The sequence below is a fragment of the Comamonas sp. A7-5 genome, assembly GCF_039581385.1.
In the GTDB taxonomy this organism is placed as follows: domain Bacteria; phylum Pseudomonadota; class Gammaproteobacteria; order Burkholderiales; family Burkholderiaceae_C; genus Comamonas; species Comamonas thiooxydans.
Window position 1 is genome coordinate 24188 of record NZ_JBCPWO010000015.1, and the last position, 14748, is coordinate 38935.

Consider the following 14748-nt stretch of genomic DNA (forward strand, 5'->3'; position numbering starts at 1 on the left):
GGAATCGGGTATGCCCAAGAGCCCAGGTCTCATTTCACAAAATTCTCTGAAGACTCCTCCATTTGCGCGCCGGCGTAGCGTGATGTGCCCCTATGTGCTGCTGGGACTTGCCATGGGCAGTCAGCTGGCGGGAGCGGCGCACGCCCAAGTGCAAACCAGCGAGGTCGAGGCCACTCTGCCACAGGTCACCGTGCAAGAAAAAGTCGCTCCCGTCACCGCTCCCTATGCGGGGGGGCAGGTCAATTCCGGCGGTCGTGTCGGCCTGTTGGGAGACAAGGACTTCATGGAGACGCCCTTCAACACCATCAGCTATACGGAAAAGTTCACGCAGGATCGTCAGGCACAGACCATTACCGATGTGATCTCTGCCACCGATCCCACGGTGTTCAGCAATGGGGTTGCCGCGTCATGGAGCGAGAACTACTCGATTCGCGGTTTCTCTTCGAGCAGCTCGGACATGACGCTGGGCGGTCTCTACGGCATGGCTCCTTACTACCGCACCACGCCGGAGATGTTCGAGCGCATCGAAGTCCTCAAAGGACCGTCCGCATTGCTCAATGGCATGCCCCCTGGAGGATCAGTAGGGGGATCCGTCAACCTGGTTCCCAAACGCGCTGCCAGCGATCCCATCACGCGGCTGACTACCACCTATATGTCGGATTCGCAGTTTGGCGGCCATATTGATCTGGGGCGCAGATTTGGCGCAGACAAGCAGTTCGGCATCCGCTTCAATGGTGTTTACCGTGGAGGTGAAGGGGCGGTAAACCAGCAGGACAAGAAATCCAGGCTTGCATCACTGGGCCTTGACTGGCGCGGCGACCGAGCCCGGATCTTCGCCGACTTCTACACCAGCGATGACCGCGTGAACGGCGTGACACGCGGCATCAGTCTGGCTCCGGGCGTGGCCATTCCCAGGCCGCCCAAGCCTGAGACCTTGCTGAACCCCAACTGGTCGCATGTGCACAACCAGGACAAGGCTGCGATGGTGCGCGGTGAATTCGATGTGAGCGATCAGGTAATGGCCTACGCGGCCTTCGGCGTCAGCAAAACCGACTATGAATACAACGGTGCGATGTCGGCTCAGGTGCTCAACGCTGCGGGCGATTTCAAGACCGCCATGGGACAACTGGCCTTCGAGCAGAAAAAGCGTTCGGCAGAAATGGGTCTCAAGGGAAGGCTCCAAACCGGAGCCATCAAGCATCAATGGGCGCTCAATGCAACGCACTATGCTCACAAGCAGGACGACTATGGTCGCCGCAGCGTGCCGGGTGCCGACTGGACTACCAACCTCTACAACCCGGTCTGGGGACCGGAAGCCCCCTTTGTTGCGCCGCACATCTCGCACACCGAGGTGCGCCTGAGCAGCTATGGCCTGGCGGACACCATGTCATTTGCCGAAGATCGTGTGCAACTCACCCTGGGTGTGCGCCGCCAGCAAGTGGTCAGCGACGCCTTCAGTATCACCACGGGGGCGCGCACTTCGCGATATGACCAAAGCGCCACATCGCCTGCTGCAGCATTGCTGTTCAGGGCGACAGAACATGTTTCGGCCTATGCCAATTACATTGAAGGCCTGAGCCAGGGCGCAACCGCACCAATGACCGCGGCGAATGCGGGCGAAGTATTTGCGCCTTACAAGACCAAGCAGAAAGAAGTGGGTGTCAAACTTGATCTTGGGGAATTCGCGCACACGCTCAGTCTGTTCGAGATCACACGCCCCAGCAGCTATACGGACCCGGTCACCAATATCTTCTCGTTCGGCGGCGAGCAGCGCAATCGCGGCATTGAATGGGGCTTCTGGGGATCGCCGCTGCGTGGCGTACGCCTGATGGGCGGGATCGCTTACACCACGCCCAAGCTGACGCAGACCGCAGGCGGCGTCAATCAGGGCAAAGTCGCCACGGGTGTACCCAAGCTGCAAGGAAAACTGGGGGCTGAATGGGATGTTCCTGCCATTGCCGGGCTGACTGTTACGGGTAATGCCACGGCGGTGTCCAGGCAATACATCAGTGCGGACAACAGCCTTTGGGCGGCAGGGCGTGTGACCTACGACCTCGGTGCACGCTATGCAACCAAGGTCGCCGGCAACCCAGTCACGTTTCGTGCGACGGTGCTGAACGTTACCAACAAGGCCTATTGGGGCATGCCACTGCTGTCCAGCTTGGCACTGGGGGCGCCGCGTACGCTTGCACTGTCGGCAACGGTTGACTTCTGACGCGGGTGTGCTGAAGTTTGCAGTTCGGTCTCTGGCCTCCAGGTCGACGATGCTCTTGCTAATTCCGAGCAGATATGGATCCGAGATCCTTTGACGACGGCCGCGCATTTGATGCATCTGCGCGGCTGCTATGACTCTTGGCCGGACCGGGTCTGGCTTGGTGGAGGGCTGTGGGGCTTTTGCATAGGTGAGAATGGGTATCATTTATGTAAAATCGTTGCATTTCCAATGCACGAGAGACTTCGGTGCCTACCCACGCCAACAGCATCGCCAGTGAAGCACTTGGCAGCATGTACACACTGCACAACCGCTGGCTGATCTCCTGGCTGCAGCGCAAGCTTGGTAATCGTTGTGATGCGGCAGACATTGCGCAGGACACATTCACGCGCATTTGGACAACTGCCAGAACGCAAGCAATCGAAGACATCAGAGAGCCCAGGGCTTATCTGACAACCGTTGCCAGGCGATTGATGATCAATCACCTGGAACGCCGCTCGCTCGAACAGGCATATCTTGCCTCCTTGCAGCTATTGCCTGAAGCCACCGCGCTCTCCGCAGAGGCCCGAGCCATCTTGCTGGAGACCCTGGAGGAGCTGGATGCATTGCTGGGAGAGCTTCCAACGAAAGTTCGCACCGCATTCCTGCTTTCGCAGCTCGAAGGGCTTGCTTATGAGGAGATCGCCACGCAGATGCAAGTAAGCGTGCGTACGGTCACCCGCTATATGACGCAGGGCTTCCGGCAATGCCTGCGCGTGATGCTGGACGCCTGAAATGAGTGCAATCGATGCAAGCATTCTCGATGAGGCCGCTCAATGGCTGGCTCGTCGGCATGCATCGGATTTCAGCGAGGCAGAGCAGGCCGAGCTTGCTCGATGGCGCAGCCTCAGTGCAACCCACGAGGAAGTCTGGCAACGCATAGAGCAACTGAAGTTCCGAATGGATGGTGTTCCCTCGGCAGTCGGCATGGCCGTTCTGGATCGTCCACGTGCTGCGGGAAATCGCCGGCAGATTCTGCGTGCATCGGCACTCGCTCTGGCAACTCCAATGCTTGGCTGGTTCTCCTACCGCTATCTGCCATGGCACATCTGGAATGCAGACTTCAGAACAGCAACAGGCGAAAGACGCGAACTGACATTGGCTGACAACAGTCAGGTGCTGTTGAATACGGCTTCCGCAATAAGCGTTCAGTTCGATGGCAAAGAACGTCTGATCCAGCATCTTGCTGGTGAGATTCTGGTGGAAACCGCACACCTGAGCGAATACAAGACCTTGCCCTTTGTTGTCCAGACTGCCGATGGGCGGCTGCAGGCACTGGGCACCAAATTCATCGTTCGAAAGCATGCACGAAGCACGACGCTGTCGGTGCTGCAAGGCGCGGTGCAGGTAATGCCTGCGCATTCCAGGCAATCGCTTGTCGTGCAGGCTGGCGAGCAAGTGAACTTCGATGCTCACAAGGCGGGGGCCTTCACCTCGCTGCCATCCCACGCCGATGCCTGGACTCGGGGTGTGCTGTATGCCGAGAATATGCGCTTGGCTGACTTCCTGGAGGAGTTGCAGCGCTATCGCGAAGGAATCCTGCGCTGCGATCCAAGTGCTGCTGAGCTGCTTGTGTCCGGCACATTCCATTTGCGCGACACAGATCGTATTCTCGAGCTGCTGGCTCGGACCCTGCCAATCCATAGGCAGCAACGCACCCGTTACTGGATAAGCATCACGCGTTCCTGACGTTTCTCAGGATCAGGTTCTCGCATGCTGCCCTCGGAAATTCAGGTTGCAGCGATGACTCTTTTAAATCGCTGTCCTGTTTTTCAATCTCGCCTGTCAAGTGCATCAAGACCCGTTTATTGACAGCCAAGAGGATTGAGCAGATGCCCGAAAATTACGTCCGAAAACCCAACAGGAACGCCAATGCGATGCGACTGCGCCCGGTCGCAACGGCAGTCAGAGGAATTTTTGTTGCCATTGTCGGCGCAGCCGCTATCGGTTTGCACATGCCAGAGGCTTTTGCTGCAGATCCGGTTACCAGTCCTGCGCAGAAGTCCTATCAGGTGGCCGCTGGCCCAATTGGCCCCGCGCTGATGGACTTTGCAGCTCAGGCAGGTATCAATCTCAGCATGGATCTGAGCAAGCTCAAGGACAAGCGTACTCCTGGCCTGTCTGGTTTCCACACCGTCGATAGCGGTTTTGCACATTTGCTGGAAAGTTCGGGGCTGAGTGCACGTCGTCTAAGTGAAGGCAACTATGCACTGGAAGTCCCGGGGACCACCAAGGCATCCATCGAGCAAAAGAGCAGTGCTTCCGTGCCCGTCAGCGGCCAAGGCTCTCCGGAGCTTGCCGCCGTGACGGTGACGGCACGTACCCAGAATAATCTCGTTGCGCCGTCTAGGCAGGTCAGTATTCTCGAAGCTGAAGAAGTTCAGCAACTTCGGCAAGGCTCCGACAGTCTGGCAACCATGCTCAGCAAAGTCGTCCCAGGGATGGCCGATTCCAGCCACACAATCACCGACTATGGGCAGACTCTGCGTGGCCGGAACATGCTGATCCTTGTGGACGGGGTTCCGCTGAACACCAATCGCGACTCATCCAGAAACCTCGCCAACATCAATCCTGCAGACATCGAACAGATCGAGGTGCTTCGCGGCAGCAGTGCCATCTACGGCAGCGGCGCAGCAGGCGGCATCATCTCTGTGCGTACCAAACGCCCCTCGGGTGAGACCAAAGCAGAGACCATCGTGACGGGATCTGCACCGCTGTCCAAGCTCAGAGGCGCCGGGCTTGGAGCCGAAGTCCAGCACTATCTTTCTGGCGGCGGCGATGTGGTCGACTATTCCGTCAGCCTGGGCGCAAAGCATGTCGGAGGCTCATTCGACGCCAAGGGGCGCCGCATTGCACCAGAGCCCAGCCAGGGAGACTTGTTCGACTCCAATATCTACAACGTGTCGGCCAAGATCGGCTTCAAGCTGGACGCAAATCAACGGTTTCAATTCTCCGCGAGCCACTACAACGCCAGCCAGGACACTGACTATGCATCCGATCCGTCAGTGGCCCGCTTGCCCGCAGGTACGGCAGCCGCCAGGCCTATCAAGGGCTTGGTACTTGCAGATCAAAACCAGATCAAGAACACCATGCTGGGTCTTGACTATGAGAACCGCGATCTCGCAGGCAGCGCCGTGGCGGCTCAACTCTATTACCGGGATTTTTATACGCGCTTTGCGCCCTTCGATGCACGAGCCGTTCCTGTGCGAGGCGCCAACGTCGATCAGTCCATGCAGAACTCCGATGTGTTCGGTGGTCGCCTGACCATCAAAACACCTCTCGGACAAGAGAAGAACACCTTGCTGATCTGGGGGGCGGACTTCAATCACGAGCGCACCGACATGCCGATCGATATCTTTGATCCCAAGGCCTATGACGCCAGTGGAGGTCTGGTGTTCAACAAGATTGGCCGCTTGATCTATATGCCTCAGGTCACGACCCGAAGCATTGGCGCCTTTGCCCAGTTGCAACACAAATTCAACGATCAGTGGTCTGTGGAAGGCGGAGCGCGCTACGACCGAGCTCAGGCCAGCTTCAACGACTTCACCCCTTTGTCGCAATCGAAACTGCCCAGTCCCCAGTCCGTGGCTGGCGGTACCGTTAAATATGGCTCATGGTCTTACAACCTGGGCACGGTTTTTGCACCTATCAAGGGACACGAGTTCTATGCGTCCTACAGCCAGGGCTTTGAGCTGCCGGATATCGGGGTCGTGGTACGCAATGCCACAGCGGGCTTCAACATCGGCAACTCCAACCTGCAGGCCGTCAAAACAGATACCGTAGAAGTCGGTTGGCGCGGGAAGTTTTCCAACGTCATTGCCAACCTGGGAGCCTTTCATTCGAGCTCCGACCTCGGTGCCGTGCAGAGCTTCAACAACGGACTCACGCTGCTGCGAACCAAAGAAAAAATCCGGGGGATTGAAGGTGGCCTCGACTACTTCAGCGACGATGACCGCTGGAGCAGCGGTGGGAGCATTACCTGGATGAAGGGTCGTGAACTCCCGCAGGGCTCAAGCCTTTATCAGGGCATGACGGGCTATCGTATTCCGCCCCTCAAACTGACTGCCTATGTGGAATACCGTCCCAATGCCAGCTGGAGCCACCGTATCCAGGCAAGCGCATATGCCTCCAAGGATTACCGCCTGGATGGCAAGACCAGCTTTGGGCGCCATGACACCAAAGGCTACACCACAGTGGACTTGATCAGCCAATGGAAAATCGATTCCAAGAACCGCGTATCGCTCGGTGTGGAAAACCTGCTCAACCGCAACTACTTCCCGCTATACAGCCAGCTGCTTCGCAATAACAACAACACCAGCCGCCTCCCTGCAGCGGGCACTGTGTTGCGAGTCAGCTATGCACACACTTGGTAGGTGCGCGTCATACAAGCCGGTCGAAGGTTGGCGGTGATTTGCGCGCCTGATCTGCTTGAACTGCCTTGACGTTGGGGCACTTCGGCGACTGCTTGCCGTTTTTTGTCAGTGTTCCCTGAGAGTCTGCTGCCTTAGCTGGCTTCCTGTGTCCGGTAAGGAATGACAGCCATCGGCAATCCATGGTCGACGGGCAAAAAGATGCAGTGATATGAGGCGCCTGGACGAGTCTGTTTCCGGGGCTGAGTTGTGTTTACGAAGTTGTCGATCTGGAATATCGACTTGTCAGGTCCAAAGGGTCGCAGTTTCGACTAAGGCCCTTTTTGCTGCTCGGCCCGGCTTGTTGACTTGGCTCAATATGAGCCGGGGCAAAGCCCGGCACAGTGTGGCGCATATGTTCACCATGCCCTCCATGTCGCAAATCGCTTCCACGTTTGGGCAGCCTGAGAGCTTTGCTCCAGGCTCTTGGCTCAGGCAACGTCGCCAACCCCTCGATTCGGTGCTGTATCTGGAAAGCGGCAGCGTGATGCTCGGGGTCGGGCAGGATTCGGCCATGCGCCATCAACTGGGGCAGGTGGAAGGGCCGACCTGGCTGGATGCCGCTTTTGCACTGCAAGAGCGTCCTTCCTGCCTCGATATGCAGGCGCAGACGGCTGGGCGCATCTACATCATTCCTCTGGCGCGCTTTCTAAGTTCGGTGGCGGAGCTTGCACCCGCCGTGCAGCACTTGCTCAAAGATCTGGCCAGAGCCTATTGCTCGCAGACCGAGCTGGCGGTCAGCCGCCTGGCTCAGGACGCCGAAGCTCGCTGCGCCCAGTGGCTGCTGAACCATGCGAGCCCGGGAGGAAATGGCAATGCCTTGCATGTCACCCTCAAGGCACGCAAACGCCTGATTGCAGCGCAACTGGGTATTGCGCCGGAAACATTCTCGCGTGTGCTCCGGCAGTTGCGAGAGCATGGGCTGATTGCCGGGCGAGGCAATGTCATTGAATTGCCCAAGCCCGGCGCACTGGAGGTGCTGGCGCTGGGGTAAATACCGGGCCGGGTTGCAGGCCATGCAGCGCTTGGCTTCTGCTCTGAGCAGGAGCTTGCGGCGTAGCATTTGTCGACAATCTCCGGGGTTTCCTCTCGTTGGGTTGCAGACATCGGCTCTCTATATTGAGGCCCATGTCAGATGCTGTCTTCTCCCTGCAAGCAGAGCCGCCATGGGTTGCGCCGTCGCAGCCAGAGGAGGTTGCTGCCGCGCCACAGTCTGGGCGGATACGCAGAGGCCCAGGCCCCATGCTGCGCAGCATGGTGCTTGTTGCCATGATTGCAGTGCTGCTGGCTGGAGCTGGCGCTGCGGGCTGGGTGGCTTATTCACTGCGCCGGGCGGTCATGGACGGAGCACTGCCGGCGCAGACCAAGGCGTTGGAATACGCGGCTCGTTCGCTGGCCTTCAGAGTCGAGCAGCAGCAAAAGCCCCTGCATAGTCTGTCCTCTGTGCTAGCGGGCCATATGCATGATTCTCCGGAGTCACTGCAGGCCATGCTCAAGCAGCCCACATCCATGGCACAGCAGTATGAGCAACTTCAACTGGCTGATGGAAAAGGGCAGTTGCTGGTCAATCTGCATCAGGAGCAGGCGCTGGCCGCAGAACAGCTTGAAGAGCCGCTGCGTGAAGTGCTCAAGCGTTCGTTGGCTGAGGGCAAGCCGATCACCCAAGCCTGGGTGCGTGCCGGTGATGCGGGCCTGCAGCTGGAGTTTCAGAATGTCGTGCCGGTGCGTGATCTGCAAGGCAAGTTGCAAGGCGTTCTTGGCGGCAGCTACCGGACGCCTTTGTCGGTGTTGTTTTCGCTGGAGGCTGCCTCTGCCGAAGCGGGTAGCCAGTTGCTGCTGATCGACCGTGATCTGCGTCCGCTGGCTCTCAGCAGCAAAGGGCAGTGGCAATTGCCCCCTGCCTTGGGAGATGCTGCGCTACCTCGCGGGCTGGATCAAGCCTGGCTCAAGACGGCACAGACCGGTGCGGTCAGTGAACAGAGAAATAACCAGCTCTGGAGCGCCATGCCGCTGCCTTGGGCGCAATGGACTCTGCTGAAGGTCAGCAACGTTCAGGAATGGGTGCCGGGAGTCTCGGTCAAGATGATGGGCTGGCTGGCCACGGCCTTGCTGGCATTGGCCGGACTGCTGGGTGTGGTGCTTTGCCTGATCGCCTATCCGCTGACGGCCTTGTTCCGCTCGGCAGAGCAGGCTTCTCGACGCGGGCTGATGTTGGAAGTGGACTTGGGCAGCCGGGGGGACAACTGGTGGCATGGCCTGTCCGATCATGACTGGGGAGAGGCCCAGACCCTGCGCACTGCCCTGCAGGCCCTGGGCGGTGGATATGAGGCGCATGGCGAGCTGGAGCGTGATTTGCAAATGCAGTTGCAGACCTTGATGGACTATGCCCCCGTAGGTTTGATCGTGACGCATGGCTCCAAGGTGCAGCGTGTGGGCATGCAGGCCGCCAGGGTATTGGGCTATCAGCCTCAGGAAATGCAGGGCCTGGCTGTGCGTGATCTGTGTGCCAGCGATGCCGACTATGAGGATCTGATGGGGCGGGTCCGGCGGGCTCTGGATACTTACGGACAATTTGATAGCGAAGTCTGCTTGGTACGCAAGGATTCAAGGCCGATATGGGTGCGAATTCACGGTCAGAGCATGCAGCGCATGCACAGGGCCTGGGAGCAGTCGGGCAAGGCGCTGGATGGTCAATATCTGGTCTGGGAGCTGGAGGATGTGACCACGCAGCGGCAGTTGCGCGAGCAATCGAGCTGGAAAGCCATGCACGATCCCTTGACCCGTCTGCCCAACCGAACGGCGTTTGCTCTGCGGCTCAAGGAATGGCTGCGCGAATATACGACTCCAGACTATCTGGAGAGCCTGGGCGGCGCGAATGTGATCGCCCGTTCGCAGAGCGAGCCCAAGGCGCATGGCATTGTGCTGTATGTGGACCTGGACCACTTCTCCCAGGTCAATCGCCAGGGCGGGCGTGAAGTGGGTGACGAGGTGCTGGGCCATATCGCCCGGTTGATCGAATCAACGGTACGCCCTCATGGCTGGGTGGCCAGGGTGGGGGGCGATGAATTTGCCATTCTCATGGCCGGAATCAGCCGGGAAGAGGGAATGCGCCATGCGCAGCTGCTGTGCATGGCCATCCAGGACTGGGAGGGCTCCTACCAGGGGCAGCGCTATATGCTGAGTGCCAGCATCGGCATGTTGCTGCTGGATGCCAGCTACCACACGGCGGCCAGCGCCTTCAAGGGGGCCGATATGGCCTGCTACGCCGCCAAGCGCAAAGGGCGCAATCGTGTGGAAGTGATGACTGCTGCGGTCTGAGCCGGATTGCGCATGCTGAATTCAAGGCAGATATGACAGCCTAGAGGGCAATCCCTTGGCTGCTCAAAGGGGCTGACTGAGTTACGCTCTGCGGCTGCTTTGTATACAAAATGGATGAGGCTGGCCGTGCCAAAGCGCCCGGATGGCCGTGACCTATGCGTGACCAGACCTTGTTCGACAAGATAGATTTGCACCTGATCAGGGTGCTGCACACGGTGCTGACGGAGCGCAGCGTTTCCAGGGCAGCGCTGCGACTGGGCATGCACCAGCCGGCGGTGTCTGCAGCACTGCGGCGTCTGCGCGAGCTCGCTGGCGACCCTTTGCTGGTGCGCTCCGGGGCACAGATGCAGCCTACCGATGTGGGGCTGCGCATGGTGCAACCCTCGGCAGACATTCTGCGTGCGGCCGAGGGGCTGTTCAGCGATGCGCGGCAGTTTGACCCGCGCACCTCGACTCGTACCTTCCGCATTGCGGCCAGCGACTATCTGGACCCCCAGTTCCTGCCGCGGCTGATGTCGGCCATGAAGGCGCAGGCTCCGCATTGCCCGGTGGATTTTCTGCCGCTGAGCGCCGAAGCGCATTACGAGGGGCAACTGGCCGATGGCGAGATCGACGTCGTCATCGGAAACTGGCCGCAGCCACCGGAAGGCCTGCACATGGCCAAGCTGTTCGAGGACGAGGTGGTCTGTCTGGTCAGTCCCAAGCATCCGGCAGTGCGCAGGGGCTGGGATGTACAGCAATGGCTGCAGGCCGAGCATATTGCGCCAACCCCGGCCTATCCGGGTGCCCTGGGCGTGATAGACGAACAATTGGCAGGCATGGGCTTGAGCCGCCAGGTGGTGGCACGCTGCGCGCATTTCAGTCTGATTCCCGACATGGTGGCATCAAGCTTGCTTGTCATGACCTCGGGCAGATTGTTCTGCGAGCGTTTCAGCGAACGTCTGTCCCTGGCCATACTGCCTTGCCCCGTGGAATTCCCTCCGCTGGTCTATTACCAGCTCTGGCATGCGCGTTCGCATGCCGGAGCCGCCACACGCTGGCTGCGAGAGGTGGTTCGCAACGTTGCACTAACGCTGCGAAATCAATAGCTTGTATCGTATTCCTGTTCAGCGCATAGAGCCTGTTTGAGTCAATTTGTTATTTGAATTGAGAGACAATCCAGCGATGAATCCCCCCCCGACACATTCCCCATCTGCGAGTGCGCCTGCGCGTTTGCAGCTGGAGGGTATTACCAAGCGGTACCCGGCTGTGGTTGCAAACAGCAAGGTATCGCTGAAAGTTAAGCCCGGCGAGATCCACGCCATCCTGGGCGAAAACGGCGCTGGCAAGTCCACGCTGATGAAGATCATCTACGGTGCGGTCAAGCCTGACGAGGGAGCCATCCTGGTCGACGGCAAGCCGGTGCAGATCCGCAATCCGCAGGAAGCCCGGGCACTGGGCATTGCCATGGTGTTCCAGCATTTCAGCCTGTTCGACACGCTGACCGTGGCCGAGAACGTCTGGCTGGGCCTGGACAAGAGCATTGCACTGGCCAAGGTGATCGAGAACATTCAGGCCACGGCCCGCGATTACGGGCTGGAGGTGGACCCGCATCGTCCCGTACACACGCTTTCCGTCGGCGAAATGCAGCGTGTGGAAATCATCCGCGCCCTGCTGACCAATCCCCGCGTGCTGATTCTGGACGAGCCCACCTCGGTGCTCACGCCCCAGGCCGTGGAGATGCTGTTTGTGGTGCTGCGCCGCCTGGCCGCGGAAGGTTGCTCCATCCTCTATATCAGCCACAAGCTGCATGAAATCCGCTCGCTGTGCACGGCCTGTACGGTGCTGCGCGGCGGTGTGGTGACGGGGGAGTGCAACCCGGCCAACGAGACCAATGCTTCTCTGTCGCGCATGATGATCGGCTCGGAGCCGCCGGAGCTGGAGCACCGCACGGCGAATACCGGCGACACCGTGCTGCGTGTACAGGGCCTGTCGCTCAAAAGCCAGGACCCTTTCGGTGTCGATCTGCAGAGCATTGCGCTGCAGGTGCGTGCGGGCGAAGTCGTCGGTATTGCAGGCGTTTCCGGCAACGGCCAGAAGGAGCTGATGTATGCGCTGTCCGGAGAGGACACACGCTCCGAGGCAGAGGCCGTGCAGTTGCTGGGCAAGGGCGTGGGACGCATGGGCCCGGGCAGGCGCCGTGGCATGGGCCTGCATTTCGTGCCTGAAGAGAGGCTGGGGCGCGGTGCCGTGCCCAGCATGGGCCTGGCCCACAACCTGTTGCTGACGCGCAAGACCGCAGTTGGCAAGGGCGGCTGGATTCGCATGGCGGCGCTGCAGGCGCAGGCGCGGGACATCATCGGTCGCTTCAACGTCAAGGCTGGCGGCCCGAATTCGGCCGCGCAGTCGCTGTCGGGCGGCAATCTGCAGAAGTTCATCGTGGGTCGTGAAATTGATGCCAAACCACGTCTGCTCATCATCTCTCAGCCCACCTGGGGGGTGGATGTGGGAGCTGCTGCGCAGATTCGGGGCGAGATTCTCAAGCTGCGCGACCAGGGTTGCGCCGTGCTGGTGGTCAGTGAGGAGTTGGACGAGTTGTTTGAGATTTGTGACCGCCTGCATGTGGTGGCAAAGGGCCGCCTGAGTCCTTCGGTGGATAGAGCGGCTGCCACGGTGCAGCAGATCGGTGAATGGATGAGCGGCCTGTGGGATGCGGCAGTCGTGCAGGGAGGTGCCCGTGCTTAAGCTGGAACAACGCCCCCAGGCATCGAAGTTCTGGACCTATGGCTCGCCGATTCTGGCGTTGCTGATCACAGTGCTGGTAGGGGTCTGCCTGTTTGCCCTGCTGGGCAAGGATCCGGTCAAGGGCTTGCAGGCCTTTTTCTGGGAACCCATCAAATCCGGCTATGCCCTGGGCGAGCTGGCCGTGAAGGCCACGCCTTTGCTGCTGATTGCGCTGGGGCTGGCCGTGTGCTTTCGCTCCAATGTCTGGAATATCGGTGCCGAAGGCCAGTTCGTCATAGGGGCGGTGGCTGCGGGCGGCATTGCCTTGCTGGCCGACAAGACCACCGGTCCCTGGATCGTGCCTGCCATCCTGATCGCCGGCATGCTGGGCGGCATGCTCTGGGCGGGCATCGTGGCCTTGCTGCGCGACCGCTTCAACGCCAACGAAATTCTGGTCAGCCTGATGCTGGTCTATGTGGGCACGCTGGTGCTGGGCTATCTGGTCTATGGTCCCTGGAAGGACCCCATGGGATACAACTTCCCGCAGACCAAGAGCTTTGAGCGCGTCACGCAGATTCCTCGGCTGGTGCAGGGCATGCGCATGAATATCGGCGTCATCATCTCGTTGGTGGGAGCCGGTCTGCTGTGGGCATTTCTGTTTCGCACGCGTGCGGGTTTTGCCTTGCAAGTCGGCGGTCTGGCGCCGTCGGCGGCACGCTATGCCGGCTTTTCATCGCGCAAGGCGCTGTGGACGGCGCTGCTGATTTCCGGTGCCACAGCCGGTCTGGCGGGGGCGTTGGAAGTCGCTGGCCCTCTGGGTCAGCTCACTCCCTATGTGCCCGCCGGCTACGGCTTTGCGGCCATCATCGTGGCCTTTGTGGGGCGCCTGCATCCTGTGGGCATGATTTTCTCGGCCATTCTCATGAGCATGTTTTATATCGGTGGCGAGCTGGCGCAGTCGCGTCTGGGCCTGCCCAAGGCGCTGACCGGCGTCTTCCAGGGACTGCTGCTGTTCGCGCTGCTGGCCTGCGACACGCTGGTGGCCTATCGCATCCGCTGGGTGGCAAAAAAAGCCGGCAGCGCCATTTCTGCAGTGAAGGGAGCCTGATCCATGGAATCCTATGCACTGCTGCTGGGCTCCACCCTCAGCGCCGGCACTGTTCTGGCGCTGGCGGCCCTGGGCCTGCTGATCAATGAAAAATCGGGCATAGTCAATCTCGGCGCCGAAGGCATGATGCTCTGCGCAGCCATTGCAGGTTTTGCCGCTACCGTGCACACCGGCAATACCTGGATGGGCTTTGGCGCGGGCATGTTGGCAGGGGCCTTGCTGGCCGCCATCTTCGGAGGACTGGTGATCTGGTTCAACACCAACCAGTACGCAACCGGTCTTGCGTTGTCACTGTTCGGCGCGGGCTTCTCGGCTTTTGTGGGCCTGGGCTATGTGCAGGCCAAGCTGCCCGAGCTGCCCAAGTACTCCATCCCGGGCCTGGCAGATCTGCCGGTCGTGGGCCCGGCCTTGTTCACGTTGCATCCGCTGGTCTACGGCGCCATCGTGCTGGCCGCCTTGATGGTCTGGTTTCTGTACCGCACGCGTGCGGGCCTGGTGTTGCGTTCGGTTGGCGAGTCGCCCTCGTCAGCCCATGCTCTGGGCTACCCCGTGCGCCGCATCCGTCTGATGGCCGTGATGTTTGGCGGTGCCATGTGCGGTCTGGCGGGCGCCTTCATCTCGGTGGTCTACACGCCGCTGTGGGTGGAGAACATGGTGTCGGGCCGAGGCTGGATCGCTCTGGCGCTGACGACTTTCGCGACCTGGCGACCGGCCCGCGTCCTGCTGGGCGCCTATCTGTTTGGCGGCGTGACCATGTTGCAGTTCCATCTGCAGGCCACGGGGGTCCAGGTGCCCAGCCAGATTCTGTCCATGCTGCCATATCTGGCCACCATCGTGGTGCTGGTACTGATCTCGCGTAATCCGACCTGGATTCGAGCCAATATGCCGGCCTCCCTGGGAAAACCCTTCTACCCTGGAGCGTGATGCCCAAATGTGGTGCAATCCGCTTTTCAAAAATA

At 60.0% G+C, this 14748-nt stretch carries 10 protein-coding genes; all 10 read left to right on the forward strand.

Features of this window, described 5'->3' with window-relative positions; all coding sequences use genetic code 11:
• Positions 1-10: 10 nt before the first annotated feature.
• The 10 genes from AAIL67_RS20165 (at position 11) to AAIL67_RS20210 (ending at position 14713) form a co-directional block, all read left to right on the forward strand.
• Entirely contained in the window at positions 11-2215 is a 2205-nt protein-coding gene (locus AAIL67_RS20165) for a TonB-dependent siderophore receptor (protein ID WP_343484676.1), read from the forward strand.
• Positions 2216-2505: 290 nt separating this feature from the next.
• Complete coding sequence (locus AAIL67_RS20170; RefSeq protein WP_343484677.1) at positions 2506-2985, forward strand: sigma-70 family RNA polymerase sigma factor; 480 nt, start codon at positions 2506-2508, stop codon at positions 2983-2985.
• Position 2986: 1 nt separating this feature from the next.
• Entirely contained in the window at positions 2987-3940 is a 954-nt protein-coding gene (locus AAIL67_RS20175; protein WP_034380531.1) for a FecR family protein, read from the forward strand.
• A 266-nt stretch (positions 3941-4206) separates the two neighbouring features.
• Positions 4207-6624: a TonB-dependent receptor gene (locus AAIL67_RS20180; RefSeq protein WP_343484678.1), complete on the forward strand. Its 2418-nt coding sequence runs from the start codon at positions 4207-4209 to the stop codon at positions 6622-6624.
• 391 nt (positions 6625-7015) lie between these two features.
• A complete protein-coding gene (locus tag AAIL67_RS20185; RefSeq protein ID WP_039049055.1) occupies positions 7016-7654 on the forward strand; it encodes a Crp/Fnr family transcriptional regulator in 639 nt (212 codons plus the stop codon).
• Between the two features lie 275 nt (positions 7655-7929).
• Positions 7930-9978: a diguanylate cyclase gene (locus AAIL67_RS20190; RefSeq protein ID WP_343484679.1), complete on the forward strand. Its 2049-nt coding sequence runs from the start codon at positions 7930-7932 to the stop codon at positions 9976-9978.
• Between the two features lie 155 nt (positions 9979-10133).
• Positions 10134-11066: a LysR family transcriptional regulator gene (locus tag AAIL67_RS20195; protein WP_003067150.1), complete on the forward strand. Its 933-nt coding sequence runs from the start codon at positions 10134-10136 to the stop codon at positions 11064-11066.
• Between the two features lie 76 nt (positions 11067-11142).
• Positions 11143-12702: an ABC transporter ATP-binding protein gene (locus AAIL67_RS20200; RefSeq protein WP_343484680.1), complete on the forward strand. Its 1560-nt coding sequence runs from the start codon at positions 11143-11145 to the stop codon at positions 12700-12702.
• On the forward strand, positions 12695-13789 hold the full coding sequence (locus tag AAIL67_RS20205; RefSeq protein ID WP_034409601.1) for an ABC transporter permease: 1095 nt from the start codon (positions 12695-12697) through the stop codon (positions 13787-13789). The genes AAIL67_RS20200 and AAIL67_RS20205 overlap by 8 nt, the downstream gene beginning before the upstream one ends.
• Before the next feature lie 3 nt (positions 13790-13792).
• Positions 13793-14713, forward strand: a complete 921-nt coding sequence (locus tag AAIL67_RS20210; RefSeq protein WP_003052482.1) for an ABC transporter permease — start codon at positions 13793-13795, stop codon at positions 14711-14713.
• The last annotated feature ends 35 nt before the right edge of the window (positions 14714-14748 follow it).